The sequence below is a fragment of the Amycolatopsis sp. NPDC059235 genome, assembly GCF_042754125.1.
Taxonomy (GTDB): Bacteria; Actinomycetota; Actinomycetes; order Mycobacteriales; family Pseudonocardiaceae; genus Amycolatopsis; species Amycolatopsis albidoflava.
On record NZ_JBHZAG010000100.1, the window covers coordinates 13,120 to 34,644 of the forward strand.

Genomic DNA, 21,525 nt, shown 5'->3' on the forward strand with positions numbered 1-21,525 from the left:
CCTGTTCAGCGCGACTGACCAGTCATGGCGGCGTCGGTTTCGGTAAGGCGGGTTTCCGCCGCCGAACGGATGTGCTGCACGAGCAGCGGCGGCTCGTGGCCGATTTTCAGCAGAAACGTGCCTCGGTCGAGATTCATGATCGTGTCCTCCGTACCGGCCGGCAGGTTGTACAGCTCGACACAGGCCAGGGCGTCGCTGCGCAGCGATTGGCCGAAGATGAACACGGTCTCGGCCTCCTGCAGCAGGGCGCGCGCCGCCGAACCGGGCGGCAGGTCCGAGATGTGGTGGAACCCCGCGAGTGTGGCGAGGCCGAGCCCCCGGGCGAGCTTGGTGTTGCGCTGGAACACTTTGCCCAGCGCGCCCTCGGCCACGTGCCAGCCCTCCTCGACGACGTTGACGGTCTGCATCAGCTGCCGGGAACGGCTGGCCAGCATGTTGGACTGCCAGGTGTTGATCAGCGTCATCACGATGCGCAACGCCGGGCCTTCCACCGGAAGCGCCGAGATGTCGAAGTGCACCAATCCGCTTGGATGGTCGAGCTGTACGTCAGGGCTAGTTTCGGCGTCGACCAGCCCCGCCAGGTCCTCCTCGACCATCCGCTCCAGAGCGAACGCCGGGTCGAATCCCCATTCCCGGAGGGCGCTCGTCCGGATGCCCAGCTCAGCGGCGGCCTCGTCCGCCGGGCGGATCAGATGGTGCACGAGGTCGCGAACCACCGGGACCCGCCTCCGCTCTTGCGCGTCGCGAGCCGCCGCCAGCAGCGCGGTTCGCAGCGCCTTGCCTTCCCGTTCGGTCACCGGGCGGCCGAGCGCCTCTGCGAGAACCGCTCGCACCAGCATCATCTGCCCAGTCGGCCGGCCCGCTGGTGCCTCATCCGCCTCGCCCAGTGCGATCACCGGGTCGAGAAGGTTGAGCCTGCTCCCCGTGCCGTCAACTGTAAACCGGATCGACGGCGCGCCGACCGCCCGGGCCAGCGGCGTGTACTCGCCGACGCCGGCCTGTGTCTTCTTGTCCAGCACCATGACCCGGCGTCCGCTCAACAGCAGCTGCCTCAAGGTGCCCCAGGTTTTCAGCAGGGAACTCTTTCCTTTGCCGACGTCGCCGATCACGGCCGCGTTCGGAGAGGAGATCAGCCGGTCCTCGTACGCGACGAACGGGTCGTGGCACACGAGCTGGCCCGACAGCCGGTCGGTGCCGACGATCAGCCCCCGGTAGGTCGTCGGCGGCGAAGACAAAGCGAGGTTGAGCGCTTCGGCTTGGCGGGTCGTCGAGCGAGTCCCGGCGCTTCTCGGCTCGTACCATCCGGAGCGGTCCAGCCAGCGGGTGCGGCGGACCGCGCGGCTCCGCGCGGGCTCGGGTGCAGGCGCACGGACCGGAGCGACAGGGGCCGGATCGGGCACCGCGGCGATGCTTGCGCGACGGGCGTTCTTCATCGGGCCACCGCCATGCCGCGGGCCAGAGGATAGGTCGCGATCATCGCCGCGTCGTGCCAAGTGTCCTGCCATTCGAGCCATCCGACCGCGCAGTTGGCGGCCGCGTTTTCGACCCGGGTGCACGCTCGCGCGAGCTCGCTCGCGTCGGCGGCGGTGACCGACACCGCCATCGACCATTCGACGCCGTGGTGACCGCTGCCCGGCATCAGGTCGCTCAGGCGCCGTCGCGAAGCGGAGAGCATCGCCGCGTCGGTCCCGTCCTCGACGCGCCCCTTTCCTCGCGTGTCCTGCCGGCTGGCACCGTCGACGGCGACGTCTCGGACTGCCTGGGCCCTCGCGATTCTCGCCGGGACGAATTCCATCCGGACGCTCAATGTCCGGATCACCGCGGGGTTCACCTCCACCAGCAACGGCGCCAGCCAATGCGGTCCGAGCGGCACCGCCGCCATCGCTTCGGGCAGCACGACCGCGACCCGATGCGACCAGCGATCGTCGACGGTCATCCGCGTCCGTTCGCCTCGGTAGTTCAGCCAGCAGTTGTGCCATCGCACTCCTTCGTGCTGGTCCACCGGAAAACCGGGATCCTGCATGGACCGGAGCACCGCACAGGTCCGCTGTTCCCCCAGCACTCGGGGCCGGGCCAAGTCCGCGCGGACCACCAGTTCCGCCAGCCGCGCGAGTTCTTCGCGCACCAGGCCCGCCCAGCCGGTCTCGGCTGCCCCGTGCCTGCGGGCAGCCGCCGCGAAGTCGGCGGTGAGCGGAAACCTTGCCACGAGATAGTTGCGATGCTGCTCCGCGGTGTGCGCGGTGAGGTCGACGAGATCCTCGTAGGACTGGACGAGCGACTCGATGCCCGGCCGGTGCGACACCCGCGCCGCGACGAACGCGCGGTGCCGCGCGGGATCGTGCGGGAGAATCCGGTTGATCTGCTGGAGCCCGCGGATGAACGAGCCGTCGCGGGCCAGCTGCGCCAGCAGCACCCCGTAGCGCGCGGACGCCGCCTCGAACTCCGCGTCGGTCCGCAGGCCTTGCGGCTGGCCGTCCACCTCCATCACGACTGAGAGGTAGGGCAATTCTCCGGGGTTGCTGTGGCGCAGCACGAACATGTCCGCGTGCGGTGTCCCGGCCAGGTCGAGCGGGGCGACCTGGCCGAGCACAGGAGGCAGGCTGGCCTCGTCGGACGGGCCGTCCGACGAGAATTCGGTGACCCGGCGGAAGCGGCGCCAGCGAAACCGCCAGGCGCGTACCCACCCGTCGGCGAGCGACCGGCGGCCGCTCCACGGGTAGAGCACCGCCGTCCCGGCGGCGACCGAACCGAGTCCGGCAAGGATCCCGGCCAACCCGCCGACTCCCAGCCACAGCCAGACCGCGAGCAGGACTACCGCGCCCAGGGCGATGCCGCCCCGCTGGCCCAGTTTCCCCAGCAGGCCGCGGTTCGAGACCTCGCCGCCGAGCGTTGAGGTGCGCATCATCGCCTCCGGGGCCGGGAAGAAGCGAAGAGGTTCTCGGTCCGAGCGGCCTCCTCGAGATGGCTGGGCCGGCGGGCGCTGGCGGCCGGTGTCTTGGCATCCCCTCGATCCCGTTGCCTGCCGTGTTCGTAGGCCTGCTCGATCGTGTGCGACGGCGGAGGTTCCGGTCCGGCAAGCGGAGGCAGTACCACGTGTTCGGACACGGCCGTCCGTTCGGCGACTGCCGCCACTGGTCCGTGCAGCCCCAGGGGCGCCGGAGCCGGCATTCCGCCCAATGACCGGCTGAGGGACCGGCCGCCGAACCGGGGGAATCTCCGCACCAGCACCAGCGGCACCGCGCTGGCGATCAGCAGCGCCACTGCCAGGAGGCAGAGACCGATCAGCCCGCCCACCCCGTCAGTGCTGCCGCCAGCGGACCCGAATGCGCCGAACGCGGCGGCGAGCAACAGGAACAGCACCGGTTTGGCGAACATCAGCCCCAGCCACACGCTCGGCGCGCGAACCGCTTTCGGCCGCCACGTCGGATGCACGAGCATCCCCCAACTGATCCCCGCGACGATGCCTGCCACCGGCATCCCGATTTTCTGCACAGCCAGAACGAGGAAGGCACCGAGCGCGCCGGCGACGACAAGAGCTGAGACGAGCAAACCGACGAAGGTGCCTCCGGGCAGTTTGTCGGCCGTGATCGCGCCCAGAGCTTCAATCTTGGCCTTGGTGTCGTCGACCGTCCCGGCACCCCATCGCGAGATGCCGTCAGTCGCCGCGTTCGCCACATTTTCCAGCACGACGCCGATCGCCGGCGAGAAAACGATCAGGAAGACCGCCAGCGGGAGGTATTTGAACAACGACTCGGCCAGGTCCGCGCGCCCGCCGCCGCCGCGGACGCTGTGCACGATCGTGAGTATGGCGAAGAAAGCCATCACGACCAGGCCCAGGCCCGCCGCACCGGCGTACTGCCCGAGAAAACCGGCGGACAGCGGGTCGATGTTCGCGGAGGTCCGCAGCCCCGGCAGCACCTGCCGGAGCAAGTCGAACGCCGAGGTGTGCACCGCGTTCGCCAGGTCGTCGACGGAGGTCGACGGATCGGGCACGAACGTCGCGGAGAGCAGCAGGGCCGACATGCCGGGGCCTGTCAGAAGACCGCGAGCACGGCGCCGAAGACGAGGCCGAGGCTCGCCAGAACGCCCAGCCCGATCACCGAACGTTTCAGCGACGCGCTGTGCTCGCCGATCGATGTCTGGTAGCCGCTGCGCTTCGCCGATTGCAATTCCAGCGTCGCCCGGATGGTGCTGAATGCGAAAGCCACGAAGGCGAGGCCCCACACTCCGCCCAGGAGTTTTTTCCACGCCGCGTTGAACTGTACGCCGAATACGTCGAAGTTCGGCACGATGCCGTCGAACGGATTCGGTGATTGGCTCATTAGGTGCAAGATCATCAGCTGACTTCCCTCCGTTGGTAGGAGTGCAAGGGCACCACCCGGCCGGATGTTCCGTCCGGGGGAGCGGCGCAGCCGTCCGTACGGAGGGCCAGCCGCGCGAGGAGGGCCGTCGCCAGCGGGACCCACGGTTCGGGGTTTTCCGGGTCTTTCGCGTCGGGCCGGATTGTCACGACTTGTGCGGTGCGGCGTCCCAGCGAGGTCCTGATCTGGCGGAGGAGACGCCGGTCCCTGCCGGTGCGGAGCACCACCGTCAGCGCGCCGCCGGTGAGGGAGGTGAGTCCCTCGGCTTCGAGGTGGTTCAGCATCCAGACCGCGGCCCGTGCGGCTTCGGCATCCTCGGGCACCGGGATGACCAGCTGGCTGGCTGACCGGACCCATGGTTGCCACACCGTGTCCCGCGGATAGCTCGGGGAGTCCGCGATCACGCGTCCGCGCACCGGACGCCGTGCGCCGTCGACGAACCGGATGTCGTCGCGTACGTGCCCCAGGACGGTTTCCAGCATCCGGGTGACAGTGGTCTTGTAGGTTCGTGGCTTGACGTTGGCGACGACGGTCAGCCACGATCCCGGCACATCGGTGGTCAGCGCCTCGCGCACCGAACGGCGGCGAAGCCAAGCCGGATCTTTCGGCCGCGGCTGGTGCGAGGGCGGCTCAGCCGCCGGCACGTCGACCGGAACGGCTTTGGTGAGGTCGATCGGCTGCTCGGCTTCATAGCCCGGCGGATGTTCATGCATGGGCGGCCGCACCTGCTCCCGGAATCGGCCGGACGGCTTGGGTCCGGAAGTCTCCGCCCGTCCGGACGGCTGAGACCTTGACGACGTCACCGCTTTGCGGCGCCTCGATCATGTACGGCACTCCGTTTACTACGCCCAGGAAGAGCGCCACGTGGTGCACGACGGCACCGTAGAAAAGAAGATCGCCGGGCTGCGCTTGCGGCCAGGGAACAGCCTGGCCGCCGCTCTTGAACTGGTCTCCGGAGCTGTGCGGCAACGACACCGCGACTTGGGCATAAGAGTACAGAACCAGTCCGCTGCAATCGAATCCGATCTTGTTGAAATCGCCGTGCGCGTCTGCGACTCCGCCATCTCGGATACCCCGGGACGGTCCGGCTGGGGTGCCGCCGCCCCAGGCGTACGGTGTGCCGAGCCAGGACAGCGCGGCTGCGAGTACCTTCGCGGTTTCCGGCGAGGCAGTGGTGACGGACCCGGTCACGCCCGCGCCTGGCGGCAGCGTCACGACGGGGCCATTCACCTGGATCGCGGTCGGTCCGGCTTTGCCGCTCACCCCACAGCTCATCGCGGTGGTCCCGGTGTACAGCACACTGGTCAACGTTTCGGCGAATTGCTTCCACGGAGCGTAGTGGCTCGCGCCGGCTCCGCTGGCTTGGACCAGCTGCGCGATGTCGGCGTTGTCCCGCGGGTCGGTGGCGTACCCGGGATCCCGCGCCATCAGCACGGTGAAGAAGCCCCTGGATGCGGCAGCGGGGTCGGTCCGGTCGTAGCCGGCGTAGGCGTTGGCCGGGCCGGGGGCGATTTGCTGAAAGGAGCCGATCGAACGGCCGACGGTCGCGAAGGCGTTCAATTGGGACTCTTGCTTCGCCGTCTGCAGTGCGATCACCACTCCGCGTTCCGAGATAGACATCGCTTTCGCGGTGCCGACGACCTTCTTCGCGACATCGAGCTGGGACAGGGAAAGCTGCAACGCGCCGAGATTTCCCTGCGGGGCGGGTGCACCCGGCGGGGCGGTGGCGCAGTCCGCCGCCGCCGCGGGCGCAGGATGCCGAGAGACCAAAGCCAGGCCGCACAAGGCGACCACGGCACCGAGGACGAGACCACGCGCCCGCATCAGCCCGCCTCCACCTGGTCGCCGACGAGCCAGCGCCCGTCGGGCTGCCGGACGACTTCCCGGATCGACTGCAGTGTCGAGGTTTCGAAAGGCACTCCTGCCGCGAGGTCGGTGCGGCGGGCGGAGATCATCAGGTATGCGGTATCAGGGCACTGGGGCGCTTCGGGATTCGCCGTCGCGGACACGGTGTCGCAGGTGCTGCTGACTTGCTGTGCGCGGGCCGCTTCGTAAGATCGCGCGTTGTCGCCTCGAGCCCGATCCGCGCGGGTCGCGGCGGCGGTCTCGAACCGCCCGGCACGTTCGAGATTCCCGTTCAACGGCTCCCGCCAGTCGAATGCGCACCACTCTCGCATCCAGGCTTCCGCGACCGCTGTCGGCGAGGCGAACATCTCGGCGGCGGCTGGCGCCGGTGCCGCGGACGCTGCCGGACCGGGTTGGAAGGTGCTCGGCGTCGGCGGGGGTACAGCGGGCACCGGCGTGACGACGATGCCGCTTGGTCCTGGGCCGGACGGCGATCCGTCGGATGACGGATCCGAGGTCGCCGACGGCGGGGCCGCCGCTCCGCATCCCGCGCAGCACAGGGCTACGGCTGCCACGCTCACTGTCAACCGCCGCATGGCCCGCACCTCCCTGGTCCCGTCGGATGGCCCAAGTCTGCGGAGTGGGCACGGGGAACGAAACAGCAGCGTGGCGGCGATGCCCGAAGAGATGGCGATTCAGGGGCGCGAGGGAACGCGAGGCCAGGGCGCTGGCAAAGGTGGTGCGGTTCCTCGTCATCGGCAGGCCGGTCGGGTGCGAGGGAATCCGCGGACGGCGGCTTGGGTTCGCCGCCGCCGGATCTGGAGTATCGGTCGGAAGGGGTGCGCGACCGCGCCGAGCGCGCCGCTGATGGCGTCCCTCGGCCGTGGCTCATCGGTGCCTGCTCTGCGGGGCCTTTCTTCTCCGAGCCGAACCTCGCTTTCGCGAGGAAAAGGCGCGGTTGTTGCGCACGGAGACAGTTCTGGGGAGTCGTAGGGGCCGGATAATCTAGCGGATCGGGCAGCGGCGGGTGCCAGCTGTCGGGTGCGCCCGCCTGCTGTGGTGCAATTCTTCGCCCGAACGAGCAGGTGCATGTGAGGCGAACTGTATGCGTGACGACGCCGAGTCCGAAATGGCGGAACCGACCCCGATCTACCTGGAGATCGCCGCGGAGGTCTGCGGAGCTTCAGCTGACGCCTGCCCGCCAGCGGCGGACGGATCAGCTGGGCTTCCGGTGGCAGGCCGCTGATCGCGGGTATCGCTGGGCTTGCCTTTGGCCGGTGCCGACGGCCGCGAGTGTGCATTACGCAGCCTGCCGGCATTCTGCGGACCGATGGGATTCCAGGGCAGATTCGGACGCCGATAAGGCAGTCGCGCGCCATGCGTTTGGCGCGAGGGAAGTCGATGTCCATCATGATAACGGGATCAAGCACCGGTGCGAGCGCAAGCTGCACAACAGGCTGGGTTGCCTTGTCGGCTCCGGGCATCGAAGGTTCTCCGTGTCCCTTCGCAAGGCCTGCGACCGCTGAGGGCTGGCCTGTTGCTGGCCGTCCGGCTGGATCCGCGGTCGGAGCGTTCCGTCTGTTCGAAAGGACCTTCCGGTGTCCCGGTCCAAAGCGACAATCAACGCCCTCATCTCGGTTCTCCACGAGCACCGTGCGGGGATGACCTACGAAGAGCTGATCGAAGAGGCTGGCCTGCCCCAGGTCGATGCCTATGCCGAGTTCCGCTGCCTGCGGGACCGCAAGGTCATCCTGGGCCGGCACGAGCAGCGCGACGACGACCAGTCGATTCGGTTCTACCTGTATCTGGCTGAGAACTTCCCCGCGCCGCCGTAGTTGCCTGCGGACCCTGCGGTCGTGTGCTGCCGGGCGCACGAGTTCACGAGCAATCAGTCCGCACCGGGGCACCGAGGCCGCGAGGTTTTTGTTCTCCGGCCGTGTTTGCGCGCAGTCGCTAAGACCGCTGCGGCCGGGCTCGCGAGCTGTACGTGCCGAGGGCATGCGGTGCGGGCCGGTCCGGGTGCTGCGGAACTCAAGGATGGAAAGCCAGCGGATTTTCGTCGGTCCGAGACCGGCGGTCACGCGGGTAACCCGGTTGTCCGGTGGGGCACCGGGTGATGGCACCGTCTCTTGTGGCCCGCCGACGTTCAATCGACAGTCCATGACATTGCGCAATCAGGATCAACTGCCGCGCGCGGAGCTTGGTCCTCAGCGCCGCGACCCGCACGTCCCAGCTCCCAGTCGGGTATCGCCGCTGGTAAGCCTCGTCGGACTGCAGCCCGACCTCGGCGAGCCGCCCAGACTTCAGCGACGAACCGGTCCCGCGAGCACACCTCAGCGTCCGCGCCGGCGATCAAAGCGAGCGGACGGAATTCCTTCCGTGGCAAGGCGGCCGAATGGCCGGCCACGGATGCTTGGCAGCGCGGAAGATCGATTTCCAGGTCTTGCGCCTGGATGCGAGCCGGTCCGCGAGCCAGGCTGAGCAGAACCCGAGCATTCTGGCCGGTTCGCCGGCGTCGAAGGGGTGGATCAGGCAATTGCCGGCTCCTGGGAACAGTCCGACGATGCGGGTCGTAGACCGAATCTTGCTCCGGACCCGGCGATGACCGCTCCGTCTGTGCGCGCCCGGATCGACCGGCGCAGGCCGGAGGCGCTTCCGTCCGCGAGATCCATGTCCAGGAGGGATGACATCAGTGTCCTTCTCCTGGGGGCTTTTGCGCCGGGCGACATCCAGTCTGGGGCAGGTGCAGCGCGCCGCGAGCGCTGAACGCCGCGTGACGGCTGCCTCGGGGCGGCCTTGACCCGCACGGAGTACGCGCACAGGGATGCTTCCCGGGATCGGCGCGGCGATCCGGGGACCGGCACTCTGACCGTCGGATCGCCGGCCGAACCTGCCATTCCTGACCCCTGGGCAGAGATCACTATCCTTTTTGCTCTCCGCCGAGGGGTTCTCTGGACTGCTCTTTTCGGACACTGTTCGCGATCGGCGAGTTCTGGTAATGCGGTTTCGCCGATGTCTGGCTTCATCCTTAATTCTGTGTGAAGGCCATTGCCAATGTGGAGTCCTCCGTCGCATCCTTCGGGGATCAGACGGCGGCGGCCTTTCGTTTCGAACGGGACCTCACGCTTGCCGACCTCCCCGACCTCCCCGACCTCCCCGACCTCCCCGACCTCCCCGACCTCCCCGACCTCGCAGAGGAAGAAGCCTATGTCTGCACCTCCGGAAGCCGTCAGCAACAAGCGGGGCTCGCAGCACGCGCTGCGCTTCGCCCGCGAAGAAGCCGGGTACCACAAGTCGTTGAAGAGTCGCCAGGTCCAGATGATCGCCATCGGCGGCGCGATCGGAACCGGTCTCTTCCTCGGCGCGGGCGCACGGCTGCATTCGTCCGGTCCGGCGCTCGCGGTCGTCTACGCGGTGGCCGGAATTTTCGCGTTCTTCGTGGTCCGGGCGATGGGCGAATTGGCGATGTACCGGCCCAGTTCAGGTTCGTTTGTCTCTTACTCGCGAGAGTTCCTGGGAGAGAAGGCCGCTTTCTTCGCTGGCTGGATGTATTTCCTCAATTGGGCGACCAGTGGCGTCGCGGACGTGACTGCGGTCGCGAAATACACCCAGTTCTTCTGGCCGAACCTTCAGCAATGGATCCCGGCGCTGATCGCTCTGGTCGTGATTCTCGCTGTCAACATGGTGTCCGTCCGGTTGTTCGGCGAGATGGAGTTCTGGTTCGCCGCGATCAAGGTCGTGGCTCTCGTCGTGTTCATGGTGATCGGCATCTTCCTTCTGGTCACGCACCACGCAGTGGGCGGGCACACGCCCGGGCCGGGCTTGATCTTCTCGAATGGCGGCCTTTTCCCCGCCGGGGTGCTGCCCGCGCTGCTGATCCTGCAGGGGGTTGTCTTCGCCTACGCTGGCTTGGAGATGGTCGGGGTCACCGCGGGAGAGGCCGAGAATCCGCGGAAGATCATCCCCAAGGCGGTGAATTCGGTCGCCTGGCGGATCGGTGTGTTCTACATCGGCTCCGTGCTGCTGCTGGTGATGCTGCTGCCGTGGACGTCCTACAAGAGCGGGGAAAGCCCCTTCGTCACCGTGCTTTCGAAGCTCGGCGTTCCTGGCGCGGGCGGTGTGATGGACCTGATCGTCCTGACCGCTGCACTCTCGAGCGTGAACTCCGGCCTCTACTCCACCGGCCGTATTCTCCGTTCTTTGTCACTGGCCGGATCAGCTCCGAAGTTCACCGCAAGGATGAGCCGGGGCGGAGTGCCCTACGGCGGAGTGCTCCTGACCGCCGCGGTCTACGCCCTCGGCGTGGGGCTCAACCTCGTATTGCCCGGCCAGGCGTTCGAAATCGCGCTGGAATTCTCGGCGGTCGGGATCATCGGCATGTGGTCGATGATCATGATCTGCAACCTGGCGCTGCAGCGCAGGGTGAAACGAGGCGAGGTAGAACGGCCGTCCCTGCGGCTGCCCGGAGCGCCGTTCACCAACTACCTCACCATCGGGTTCCTGGTGGTGGTCTTGGCCATGAGCTATTTCAACGGAACTGGCGGCCGGATCCTGATCTACGGCTTGCCGGGAATTGCCGCGCTGCTGGTGGTCGGTTGGCTCGCGGTACGTCGCCGGGTCGCGGCGGTAGCCGCGCAGAACCGTGAACCCGGGTCTGGCCTCGAACGCCGATGAGCGTACGACTCTGGCGGATCGATGTCGACGCCCAGGCCGATCGCCGGGGCGGTCGGCCGCGAAGCCGGAACGACCGGCTCAGTTGCCCCGGCCGTGTCCGGATCGCGGCTACAGGCCAACGCCCACAATGCGCAGTTCGGGCCTTGGGAGGCCTGTCTTGTTCGGCGTGGACGGAGAACGGCGCGGACGAGCCGGATCAGCCTCGGCTCGCTTCCGGAGGGACCGAGTTCGCGTACTGCACAGGCCGCCAGAATGCCGACCGTCCTGGACGAACTAGTCCAGACCGGACCCGGTCGCCGCGTTACTGATCCGGCTTGCCCCTTGGGCGCTGCAAGCCCGAGGGGCAAGCCGCAGCCCTGGTCGGCTTGCCCCTCGCTGCCCGAGCGCGCCGGTGTCGCTCATTCGATTCGCGGGGAGCCTGCACGGAAGAGTACCGAGGGCGAGTCCTGTTGTCGCTACTTGCATGGTCCGCGCCCGGTGACGCGGTCGGGCCCGGTATTGATTGCGGCATCCGTGCGCCAGGGTCGGAAGCTCCTGGCGGCACACCGACCTCATCCGGACAGCCCTGCCTCCAGCCGCTGTGCTTCTCGGAGCGGCAAGGCTGTTTCGGGAATTCGTTCCGCAGCCGAACGCTGCGCAGCCCCGTTTGAAGAGCTCGAAGATCATTAGACCGGCCACCGGAGTCCGGTGGAGCGCCTTCCTGTCGTCAGCAACGTTGTAACTGCATGAGAGTTCTACCGACTTGGCCGGTGACGGCTGAATACTTCGGTAGTCTGGCAGCGGCGTCGGGATTGGCGTGGTCGCCGCGCGCTGGCGCGATCGGTTCTCCTACTCGGTGACGAGTTGGAGTCGTTCGTGAGTAGCGAAGGCGGTGTAGTGCTTGGTGTTGAGGGTGGCGAGGGGCAGGCCGTAGGCGAGGCAGCAGGCGGCGATCCAGGAGTCGTTGCTGTCGCTGCGGTGGCCGCGTTGGTGTGCGTGGGCGGAGATCAATCCCCAGGTGTGGGCGACGTTGTCGTGGTACGGCAGGGTGACGACTTTGTCGAGCCAGGCGTGCAGCGCGGCGCGGCGGGCGGGTCCCCAGCCGTAGATCTCGGCCCATTTGGTCAGTTCGCCGAGGGTGACGAAGGTGATCACGACGCGTTGGCTCGCGAGTTTCGCGGCGAGCGGGGCGGGGAGTTGACGTTTGAGGATCTTGGACACCACGTCGGTGTCCAGCACTACTGGTGAGGGCACGGATCAGCTGCTCGCGTGCCGCTCGGCGTAGGTAAAGGCGATGAAGGCGTCGACCTCGCCGTCGGTGGTGAAGACGTCGTCGCGGGCGAGGTCGTCGACCGTGCAGATCGGCTGAACGTTCTTCGCGCGCAGCAGGTCGTGCAGCAGGTCGCCCGGGCTGGGGCGCTGCGGCGGCTGGTCTGCGCTGCTGGTGGTCACGCAGATCAGGATACAGCCGAGTTCGCAGCCGGGACACAGTCTCGCGTTCCTGCGTGTCGCGGTGCGTGCTGCTCCGTTCGGGTCATCGCACAGCGACTGGCCGGTCTCTGTCTGTGCCGCCTTGCGCACTGCCCGTAGTTGAGTGATGACATGCGGGCAGGGAGGGACTCGTGGTGGCGGACCGGATGTGGCCAGACGTGCCCTTCTCGGAGAAAGACGAGGCAACGGCGGCCGGGGCCCGCTGCGCCGCGGCCGGGAATCGAGGGCCGGCATCTGGGGCCACCACGACGGCGTGCTCTCCTCTTTCGCCGTTCAGGCGCGATCTGCGGTGTACCGGGATATCGGCACGATCACGAGGCCGTAGGCCGGTGCACCGACAGTGCGCGGCCCTGCGACCGGAGGGTGGGCATCGGGCGCGGCTCGACCCCGATCTCGGCGACGCGGCGTCGGTAGATCTCGTGGCGACGGAGGGCTTCGCCGATCCGGCCCGCGGCGACCAGCACCTTGATCAAGTTCAGGTGCGCCTCTTCGTCGTAGGGGTCGTCGTCGAACAAGCGCAGGGTGTGGCAGACGACAGCGTCCACGTCCCCGCTGACCTGATGGTGGCTGATGAGTGCGCGAAGGACGGCCTGGTGGTGGGCGCGCAGCTCTTCGGCTGTCGGTTGTGCCCATTCGGCGTAGGGATCGTCCTCGAGGAAGTCGCCGGTATAAAGACTGGCTGCCTTGTGCAGGAGGTCCACGGCACCGGGGCTCCCGCGCCGATGTGTCTCCAGCGCGCGGGCGGCGTATCCGCGGAACTCCGCGACGTCGATACTGACCAGGCTCGCGTCCAGCCAGACCGATGTGCCATCGGTGACCAGCGGCCGCGGACCGCCCTTGGCCTGCTGCAGAACCTGGCGCACGGTGCTGAGCAGCACCGACAGCCGGTTGGTGGATTTGGCGGGATCGACGCCCGGCCACAGCAGTTCCATCAGCTGGTCTCGCGGGGCCGGTTTGCTGCGCGACACCAGAATCTTCACCAGGTCGCGTGCCTTGCGCGATTGCCATGCGGTCCGCGGCACAGCTGCGCCGTTGCGAGTCACCCTGAAGATGCCCAACGCGTGGATCGCGATTGCGGGCGACGCCTCGGCCGATGCGTCAGGTGAGCTGGTGCCGCCGCGCTGGGCGGCCGAGTCGAGATCGCACGTGCGAATCGCGGCTGTAGCGCCGTCGGTGAGGAGGCTCGGCACTGCAACATCCGGCGCGATCGAACGGTTCGTGGCGACTTCTTGGTCGTTGGCGGGTTCGCGTCTAGGTCGCAGGGCAGCGGGCCAACTGCCAGCCACCGGCCGGATCTGCTCGGCGAGCTTGCGCAGGTCGTCGCTCGGGGCCGGTTGGAGCGCACCGCTGATGGCGAGCACGGCCAAGGCGAGAGTGCGCTCGCCGGCCGAACCCGGCACTGTCTTGCGTTGCGATGCTCGGCGTCCGGACCGGAAGCCGGCCCGGTACACCAGCGAGTCCTCGACATTCGAGGCCACCATCGTTTTCCGCTGCCCGGCATCCGCTGTCAGGGGGAACGCCGGGTGCCCGGCCACCGCCCCGGCGAGCGAGCCGGTGGAGCGCTCGGTGCGCCGCAAGGTCATCTGCGTCCTCCGTCAAGGGTGCTTGGTCCGCCACCATCGTGTCGTCGCACCAACATATCCGTTAGCGCGGGCGCTGTAGTTGCTCCATTTGCCGGAGCCGGTCACGGCCGCGGCGGCCCGGTCGCTGATCGGTGGCCGGCCAGCCCCTAAGACAACACTAAGTCTGTCGGAATACCCGTCCCATAACCTTCGGCCATTCCCGAACGGCAGTCTTGAAGGGGGCCGGATGGCAGTGCGCGACGAGGCGGGATACGAGGTCTACTGCCTTGCCGACCGGCTGTTCTACGACCAGCCGACTCGTGACGCCGGCGACGGCACGGACTTCGCGGTTGCCGGGCGCGCGATTCCCGGCGACTGGGCGCATCTGCCTGGCGACACCTGGATGTACTACGCGCCCAGCGATGCCCAGGTGCCGGCGCAGGGCTGGAAGATCCACGTGTCGTCTCGGCTGGCAGACGCCGAGCGGGTCCTTGACACGGTGTGGGAATACTGTGTGAGCAACCGCATCGCATTCAAATTCTTGCGCAGCAGGAACGTTGCGGTCATGTTCAACGCGAAATCGGCGTTCCGTGGCTCGAGCGGAAAACTTGTCACGATCTATCCGGTTTCTGGCGGTCGGTTCGAAGCCGTGCTCGCCGAGCTGGACGTTCTGCTTCGCGGGGTCGCAGGCCCGTACATCCTCAGCGATCTTCGTTACGGTGACGGGCCGCTGTATGTGCGGTACGGAGGTTTCACGGAGCGCTTCTGCGTGTCGGACAACGGCGAGCGCGTGCTCGCCATCGAGAACGCGGACGGTGCGTTGGTGCCGGATGTGCGCGGCCCGACGTTCGCGCTCCCGCCGTGGGTCCCGCTGCCGGCATTCCTGGAGCCGCACCTGGCCGCGCGCGCAGCCGTCACCACGACGAATCTGCCGTACGCGATCGAGAGCGCGATGCAGTTCTCCAACGGCGGCGGCGTGTACCTCGGCCGGGACAACCGCACCGGCGACCAGGTCGTGCTCAAGGAGGGACGGCCGCATGCGGGCCTCGACGTGGCCGGCCGCGACGCGGCGACCCGGATCGGGCACGAGCGCGACATCCTGACGCGCCTCGCCGGGCTCGACGCGGTGCCCGCGGTGCTCGACTGCTTCGAACTGGGGGAACACCACTTCCTTGTCGAGGAGTTCGTCGACGGCAACCCGCTGCAGCGCCTGCTGGTGCACCGTTACCCGCTGACCCATCCCGACCCGGATCGAGGCGAATTGGCCGGATACGTCGGTTGGGCGCTGGACATGCTTGCCAAAGTCTCCGCCGCAGTCGAAGCGGTGCACGAACGCGGCGTCGTGTTCGGCGACCTGCACCCCGAGAACATCCTGGTCACGGCAGAGGGCAGGCTGGTGCTGATCGACTTCGAAGTCGCCACCCTGGCCGAAGACGCGGCCCGCTCGTCGCTCGCGCACCCGGCGTTCTCTGCGCCGCCCGACCGGCTCGGCACCGAGGTGGACCGGTACGCGCTCGCCTGCATGCACCTGGGCATGTTCGCGCCGCAGGCCACCATCGCCGCGCGGTTCGACCCTGGCAAGGCTCGGCAGATCGCGGAATATGCGGCCGAGGTGTTCCCGCTGCCGCCGGGTGCGCTGGACGACGCTGTGCGCACTATCGAAGGCTCCGAGCCGGGGGGATCCCGGCTGGCCGGTCTTCCGTTGCCCGGAGTGTCCACTTGGGAGGAGGTGCGCGACGCGCTGCGGGCCTCGATCCTCGCGTCCGCGACGCCGGACCGCGACGATCGCCTTTTTCCCGGCGACATCGCACAGTTCCTGCCTGGTGGCGGCATCGGCTTCGCGCATGGCGCGTCCGGCGTCTTGTACAGCCTCGTTGCCACCGGCGCGGGTCGCTTCACTGAACATGAGGACTGGCTGCGCAAACGCGCGTTGACCCCGGCCGAGGGTGCCGCCACCGGCTTCTACAACGGCTTGCACGGCGTGGCCTACGTCCTGGCTGAACTAGGGCACAGGCAAGACGCGCTGAGAATCGTCGAACGATGTCTCGCGGAGCGAGGAGACGCTGCCGAACTTGGTCTGCACGGCGGGCTGGCCGGCATCGGCCTCAACTTGCTGCACTTCCGGGACGACCTCGGCATCGGGCCCGGCCTGGCGGTCGTCGATCAGGTCGCGGACCGGCTCGGCGGCGTGACCGACGTCCCCGAGATCAGCGGGGGCGACCATCCCCGGGCCGGCCTGATGTTCGGATCGGCCGGACTCGCGCTGCTGTTTCTGCACGCCTACGAACAAACCAGGGACCAGGGTCTGCTCGATCGCGCGGAAATCGCGCTGCGCCAGGATCTTCGCCGGTGCATCCAGGCCGGGGACGGTACGGAGCAGGTCGATCAGGGCTGGCGGACGCTGCCCTACCTGGACGAGGGCTCGGTCGGGATCGCCTTGGTGCTGGAGCGCTATCTGCACCACCGCCCGGACGACGAACTCGCCGAGGTGCTGACCAGGCTGCGCCGCGTCACCAGAAGTTCTTATTTCGTGCAGTCCGGTCTTTACACCGGCCGGGCCGGAATGCTCCTGGCCGCCGAACCGTCCGCAGTGGACACGTTGGTGCGCGGGTTGTGCTGGCACGCGGTCCCCTATGCCGACGGTCTCGCGTTCCCCGGCGACCAATTGCTGCGCCTGTCCATGGACTTCGCGACCGGGACGGCAGGCGTGCTGTTCGCACTCGGCTCGGTACTGCACGGCGACCCCGTGCGGCTGCCGTTCCTGGCCGGCCCCGAGAGCCCGGATGCCCCTGGGGCATTCGTCAAGTGACGACCCATCGAAGGAGGTGTAAGAAAATGGCTCTTCTCGACCTGCAGGGCATGGAAGCTCCCGGCGGCAAGGGCGGCGGCGGCGGTTCCACGCTGACCGTTCTGGGCTGTGCGTCGCACACGCCGAGCAACATCAGCCTGGCGCTCTGCCACTGATGCTGCTTTAGCCCGACGGGTCCTGGGCGGAACTCAGCGCCGCCCAGGACCCACCCCTCGTGAACGGAGTGGCCATGTTCATCCGCGACCTCGCCGAACGACAGTCCATCGTGGATGAACTGCACGGCCATCTCGTAGCCGATCCCTATCGGTGGCTGGAGGACGCTGCCAGCGCCAAGACCCAGCGCTGGCTCGACGGCGAGGACGGCCGCTGGCGGGCGCACGCCGCCGCGCTGCCTGGGCGCGAACGGTTCCACCAAGAGGTGCGGCGGCTCAGCGCGACCGGCATGGTGACGGCTCCCCGGTGGCGCGGCGATCGGGAGTTCTTCCTGCGGCAGGAACCCGGCCAGGAACACCCTGTTCTCTATGTGTCCGAATCGGACGGCGCGGAACGGATCCTCGTCGACCCGACGTCGCTGGACAAAGACGGCCTGGTCGTTCTCGACTCGTGGCAACCAAGCCATGACGGTACCCGGCTGGCGTTCCTGCTCTCCCACGGCGGCACGGAGAACTCCGCGCTGTATGTGCTCGACGTCGGCTCGGGCGCGTCGCTCGACGGCCCGATTCACGGGTGCCGATACTCGCCGATCGCGTGGCTGCCAGGTGCCGAAGACTTCTGTTATGTGCGCGAGCGGCGTGTGTGGCAGCACCGGGTCGGAGCCCCGATCGAACAGGATGTCGCGCTGGCCAGCCGACCAGGATCGTATGGCTTGGACATCGATGCGGACGGCAGGTGGCTGGTGCTCACGGACGGCGTCGGCCTGCGGCTCGCGGACCTCGACACAGGGCTGGTGCGGACCGTCCACGAAGGACCGGACGGCCGTGCCGTCGCTATGACGCACAAGGACCTTCTGTATATCCTCACCGACAAAGGCGCTCCCCGCGGCCGCGTATGCGTGGCCGACCCGCTGGCGCCCTCCCGGTGGCGCGAGCTGATCCCGGAAGACCTGGAGTCGGTGATCAGCGACCTCGCGGTGCTGGAGGGGACGCTCGTCGTGAGCCGGATCCGGCACGCCGTCGGGGAGATGAGCCTGCACGACATCCGCACCGGGGAATGGGTCGCCGAGGTGCCGTTGCCCGGAGCCGGGACGCTGGGCTCGGTGTCGACGCGCGGGCACGAGGCTTGGTTCAGCTACACCGACAGCGTGACGCCTGGGGCGGTGTACCGCTACGACGGCGAATCCCGCGAAACGACGCTCTGGGCGGGAACACCCGGCGTCCCCGTACCCCAGGTGATCAGCCGGCAAGTGACCGCGACGTCCCCGGACGGCACCCCGATCCGGGTCGTGGTCCTCGCGAAGCCCGGCGCCGGACCGCGTCCCGCGATTCTCTACGGCTACGGCGGTTTCGGCATTCCGCTCACCCCGTCGTACTCGGCCTACGCCCTAGCTTGGGTCGAAGCAGGCGGTGTCTTCGCGTCCGCCCAGGTGCGGGGCGGCGGCGAGGAGGGGGAAGAATGGCACCGCGACGGAATGCTCGACCGCAAGCAGAACGCCTTCGACGACTTCGTCGCTGCGGCCGAGCACCTGATCGCCGACGGCTGGACCACGCCGGCGCGCCTGGGCATCTGCGGCGAGTCCAACGGCGGCTTGCTGGTCGCGGGAGCGCTGACTCAGCGTCCGGAACTGTTCGCCGCGGCGGTGTGCTCGGCGCCGCTGCTCGACATGGTGCGGTACGAGCGGTTCGGCCTCGGTCCGCAGTGGCGCGAGGAGTACGGCTCCGCCGAGGATCCCGAGCAATTGGCTTGGCTGCTGGGCTATTCGCCGTACCACCAGGTGCGGCAAGATGCGGCGTACCCAGCGGTGCTGTTCACGACGTTCGGCGGCGACACCCGGGTAGACCCGATGCACGCCCGCAAGATGTGCGCGGCGCTGCAATGGGCGACCATGAGCGGGCGGCCGGTGTTGTTGCGCCACGAGCCCGGCACCGGCCACGGCGCGAGTTCGGCTACCCGGGCGATGCGGCTGGCGGGCGACATGCTGGCGTTCCTCGCCGAGCACACCGGGCTGGACCTCTCATGATCACTTTCGGCGACGTGGTGCGGCGCGCGGGCGGCTGGCTGCCGTTGATCGGGCTCGCCGGCCTCGTCGGCAGCCTCGGCACCCTCGCGTTGCCTACCGTGCTCGGCCACGCGGTCGACGCGCTGATCACCGGGCACAGCCGCGGCGTCTGGGTGGCGGCCGCCGGGGTCCTGATCGCCGTCAACGTCGTGTTCGACGTGGTCGACGCCTACGCGGGCACCGCCTGCGTCGCCGGGACCACGGCGTGGCTGCGCGATCGCGTCGTGCGGCACGTGCTCGCGATCGGTCCGGCCCGCGCCGCCCGATTCGAGACCGGCGACCTGGTCACGCGGGTCTCCGGCAGCGCCGTCGAGGCCGCGCAAGCCGGGCCCGCCGTCGTCACGACGATCTCGGCCGCGCTGCCGCCGATCGGCAGCCTCGTGCTGCTGGCCTGGATCGATCTGTGGCTCGCTCTCGCCCTGCTGATCGGCCTCGCGCTGGTGGTGGCCGTGTTGCGGACATTCGCGCTGCGCAGCGCGGCGGTGATGGTCGCCTACCAGCAGACGCAAAGCGCGATCGCCGCCCGGCTCGCCGAATCCCTGGGCGGGGCCCGGACAATCGCCGCCGCGGGCACGGTCGACGCGGAGGAACGCCGGGTGCTGGCGGACCTGCCGAAGCTGCACGAACACGGCGCCGGCACCTGGCACGTCCTCGCGCGCTCCAGCGCGCAAGCCACCTTGGTCGGCCCGCTCGTGCTGGTCGCCGTCCTCGCCGCCGGCGGCATCGAACTGCTGCGCGGCCGGATCACTCCCGGCGAACTGTTCGCCGCCAGCCAGTACGCGGTGATCGGCGGCGGGCTCGGCGCGTTGACCGGGGTCTTCAGCAGGCTCGCCCGCGCCAAGGCGGGAGTGCGCCGGGTCGGCGAAGTTCTCGCGACGGAACCGGTTTCCTACGGCGCCGAGGCGTTGCCGGACGGCCCGGGCGCCGTCGAGTTCCGCGGCGTGACTGTGCGCGCGGACGACGCGGTGTTGCTGGAGGACGTGAACCTGAGCATCCCCGGCGGAGCGGCGGTGGCCGTCGTCGGCGCTTCCGGGGCGGGCAAGTCGGTGCTCGCAGAGGTCGCCGCGCGCCTGCGGGCACCGGACGAAGGCGAGGTCCTGCTCGACGGAATCGCGCTGGCGGCGCTGGATCATCGCGCGCTGCGGACAGCGGTCGGATGCGCGTTCGAGCGGCCAGTGCTCGTCGGCGCGTCGATCGGGGACGCGGTGGCCGCCGGGCGCGAGATCGACGTGCGTGCCTCGGCGCGCGCCACGCACGCGGACGAGTTCGTCGGACGGCTCCCGGAGGGCTACGCGACACCGCTGGCCGACGCTCCCCTGTCCGGCGGCGAGCACCAGCGGCTCGGCCTGGCCCGCGCCTGGCCCGCCCGGCGCCTGCTGGTCCTCGACGACGCGACGTCCAGCGTGGACATGGTCACCGAGATGCAGATCGCCCGCACCCTCACCGACGACCACGGCGAACGCACCCGGCTGATCGTCACGCACCGCGCGGCGACCGCGGCCCGCGCCGACCTGGTGGTCTGGCTGGCCGGGGGCAAGGTCGTCGCGACCGGCACCCACGACGAACTGTGGGCGCGGCCCGGTTACCGGGAGGTCTTCGGATGAAGCGCGAAATATCCTTTGGCCTCAAGGCGATGCCGCGCGGGCCGGTGGCGGCGTTGCTGCTGTGGTCGGTGCCCGAGGCGCTGCCCGCCGCGCTGTCCGGTGTCGCGGTCGCGCACGCGGTCGACTCGGGTTTCCTGGCCCATCGCCCGGCAGTGGGCCTCGCGTGGCTCGGTCTGCTGCTCGTGGCCGCCGGACTGGGCGCCATCGGCTCGCGACAGGTGTACCGGCTGCTCGGCGCGCTGGTCGAGCCGTTCCGCGACACGCTCGTGCGCAAAGTCGTCAGCGGAGCGTTGGGGCACGCGGTGCGCGGGCGTGCCGACGACGGGGCCATCGCGCGGCTGACGCACCAAGTCGAGATCGTCCGGGACACCTACGCCGGGCTGATCGTCGTGCTGCGCGGGTTCCTCGTCACCGTCGTGGGCGTCGTAGCCGGAATGGGGTCGGTCGACCCGGTCATCGTGGCCTTGCTGCTGCCGCCGTTCCTGCTGGGCCTCGGCCTCTTCCTGGGCACGCTCCACCTTGCCGCCGAACGATTCCGCCGATCCGTGCACGCCGACGAGCGCCTCGCGGTCACCGCGGGAGCCGTACTGGCCGGAACTCGCGACATCGCCGCGACCGGCGCCGAAGAGCACTCCGCGGACCTGGTCGCCGGGCCGATCCGGGCACAGGCCGACGCCGAGCGCGCGATCGCCACCGTCACGGCGGCCCGCACTCTTTGCCTGGCAGTCGGCGGCTGGGTGCCGCTGGTAGTCCTGCTCGTCGCCGGACCGTGGCTGGTCAGCCGCGGCCTGACCGCCGGCGCCGTGATGGGCGGGCTCACCTACGTCCTCATCGGACTCCAGCCGGTACTGCGCAACCTGATGACCGCGGTCGGCGGAAGCGGCCTGCGATACGTCGTCACCGTCGGGCGCATCCTCGACGCGGCTGAGCTGCCCGCCGAACCGGAGCGCCGGGCCGAAGCCGGCCGCAGCGGCGAACTGACCGT

Annotated in this window: 17 protein-coding genes and 1 pseudogene; 8 read left to right on the plus strand and 10 right to left on the minus strand. The window is 68.9% G+C overall.

Features of this window, described 5'->3' with window-relative positions; all coding sequences use genetic code 11:
- Positions 1 to 5: 5 nt before the first annotated feature.
- The 7 genes from ACFXI3_RS40135 to ACFXI3_RS40165 are packed head-to-tail and all read right to left on the minus strand — an operon-like array spanning position 6 to position 6,658.
- Positions 6 to 1,433 (minus strand): ATP/GTP-binding protein, encoded by a 1,428-nt coding sequence (locus ACFXI3_RS40135; RefSeq protein WP_378406815.1) that lies wholly within the window; start codon positions 1,431 to 1,433, stop codon positions 6 to 8.
- Positions 1,430 to 2,902, minus strand: coding sequence for an SCO6880 family protein (locus ACFXI3_RS40140; protein WP_378406817.1), 1,473 nt, complete (start codon positions 2,900 to 2,902; stop codon positions 1,430 to 1,432). The genes ACFXI3_RS40135 and ACFXI3_RS40140 overlap by 4 nt, the downstream gene beginning before the upstream one ends.
- A complete protein-coding gene (locus ACFXI3_RS40145; RefSeq protein WP_378406819.1) occupies positions 2,902 to 4,023 on the minus strand; it encodes a hypothetical protein in 1,122 nt (373 codons plus the stop codon). Before ACFXI3_RS40145 ends, ACFXI3_RS40140 begins: the two co-directional genes overlap by 1 nt.
- An 11-nt stretch (positions 4,024 to 4,034) precedes the next feature.
- Positions 4,035 to 4,337 (minus strand): hypothetical protein, encoded by a 303-nt coding sequence (locus ACFXI3_RS40150; protein WP_378406821.1) that lies wholly within the window; start codon positions 4,335 to 4,337, stop codon positions 4,035 to 4,037.
- Complete coding sequence (locus ACFXI3_RS40155; RefSeq protein ID WP_378406823.1) at positions 4,337 to 5,074, minus strand: hypothetical protein; 738 nt, start codon at positions 5,072 to 5,074, stop codon at positions 4,337 to 4,339. Before ACFXI3_RS40155 ends, ACFXI3_RS40150 begins: the two co-directional genes overlap by 1 nt.
- The gene (locus ACFXI3_RS40160) at positions 5,067 to 6,185 is read right to left on the minus strand and encodes a C40 family peptidase (RefSeq protein ID WP_378406825.1); all 1,119 of its coding nucleotides are present in this window, start codon (positions 6,183 to 6,185) and stop codon (positions 5,067 to 5,069) included. The genes ACFXI3_RS40155 and ACFXI3_RS40160 overlap by 8 nt, the downstream gene beginning before the upstream one ends.
- Complete coding sequence (locus ACFXI3_RS40165; protein WP_378406827.1) at positions 6,185 to 6,658, minus strand: hypothetical protein; 474 nt, start codon at positions 6,656 to 6,658, stop codon at positions 6,185 to 6,187. The genes ACFXI3_RS40160 and ACFXI3_RS40165 overlap by 1 nt, the downstream gene beginning before the upstream one ends.
- Positions 6,659 to 7,311: 653 nt before the next feature.
- Here ACFXI3_RS40165 and ACFXI3_RS40170 point away from each other — a divergent pair.
- From ACFXI3_RS40170 to ACFXI3_RS40180, 3 genes are all read left to right on the plus strand, one after another.
- Entirely contained in the window at positions 7,312 to 7,452 is a 141-nt protein-coding gene (locus tag ACFXI3_RS40170; RefSeq protein ID WP_378406829.1) for a hypothetical protein, read from the plus strand.
- 415 nt (positions 7,453 to 7,867) lie between these two features.
- Entirely contained in the window at positions 7,868 to 8,041 is a 174-nt protein-coding gene (locus tag ACFXI3_RS40175; protein ID WP_378406830.1) for a hypothetical protein, read from the plus strand.
- Between the two features lie 1,483 nt (positions 8,042 to 9,524).
- Positions 9,525 to 10,880: an amino acid permease gene (locus ACFXI3_RS40180; protein ID WP_378406847.1), complete on the plus strand. Its 1,356-nt coding sequence runs from the start codon at positions 9,525 to 9,527 to the stop codon at positions 10,878 to 10,880.
- A gap of 828 nt (positions 10,881 to 11,708) precedes the next feature.
- On the opposite strand, the gene ACFXI3_RS40185 is transcribed toward ACFXI3_RS40180, so the two are convergent.
- The 3 genes from ACFXI3_RS40185 to ACFXI3_RS40195 all read right to left on the minus strand — a co-directional run bounded on the left by ACFXI3_RS40185 (position 11,709) and on the right by ACFXI3_RS40195 (position 13,933).
- Positions 11,709 to 12,113 (minus strand): type II toxin-antitoxin system VapC family toxin, encoded by a 405-nt coding sequence (locus tag ACFXI3_RS40185; protein ID WP_378406832.1) that lies wholly within the window; start codon positions 12,111 to 12,113, stop codon positions 11,709 to 11,711.
- Between the two features lie 3 nt (positions 12,114 to 12,116).
- A complete protein-coding gene (locus ACFXI3_RS40190) occupies positions 12,117 to 12,311 on the minus strand; it encodes a hypothetical protein (RefSeq protein WP_378406834.1) in 195 nt (64 codons plus the stop codon).
- Between the two features lie 350 nt (positions 12,312 to 12,661).
- On the minus strand, positions 12,662 to 13,933 hold the full coding sequence (locus ACFXI3_RS40195) for a BTAD domain-containing putative transcriptional regulator (protein ID WP_378406836.1): 1,272 nt from the start codon (positions 13,931 to 13,933) through the stop codon (positions 12,662 to 12,664).
- Between the two features lie 226 nt (positions 13,934 to 14,159).
- On the opposite strand from ACFXI3_RS40195, the gene lanKC reads away from it, so the two are divergent.
- The 5 genes and pseudogenes from lanKC to ACFXI3_RS40220 form a co-directional block, all read left to right on the plus strand.
- Positions 14,160 to 16,721, plus strand: a complete 2,562-nt coding sequence (lanKC, locus tag ACFXI3_RS40200; protein ID WP_378406838.1) for a class III lanthionine synthetase LanKC — start codon at positions 14,160 to 14,162, stop codon at positions 16,719 to 16,721.
- 26 nt (positions 16,722 to 16,747) lie between these two features.
- On the plus strand, positions 16,748 to 16,876 hold the full coding sequence (locus ACFXI3_RS40205; protein WP_378406840.1) for a SapB/AmfS family lanthipeptide: 129 nt from the start codon (positions 16,748 to 16,750) through the stop codon (positions 16,874 to 16,876).
- Between the two features lie 74 nt (positions 16,877 to 16,950).
- Positions 16,951 to 18,897, plus strand: coding sequence for a prolyl oligopeptidase family protein (locus ACFXI3_RS40210; RefSeq protein ID WP_378406842.1), 1,947 nt, complete (start codon positions 16,951 to 16,953; stop codon positions 18,895 to 18,897).
- Positions 18,894 to 20,540 (plus strand): ABC transporter transmembrane domain-containing protein, encoded by a 1,647-nt coding sequence (locus ACFXI3_RS40215; protein WP_378406844.1) that lies wholly within the window; start codon positions 18,894 to 18,896, stop codon positions 20,538 to 20,540. Before ACFXI3_RS40210 ends, ACFXI3_RS40215 begins: the two co-directional genes overlap by 4 nt.
- A pseudogene (locus ACFXI3_RS40220) lies at positions 20,537 to 21,525 on the plus strand (ABC transporter ATP-binding protein); the annotation flags it as partial. The gene ACFXI3_RS40215 and the pseudogene ACFXI3_RS40220, both read left to right, overlap by 4 nt.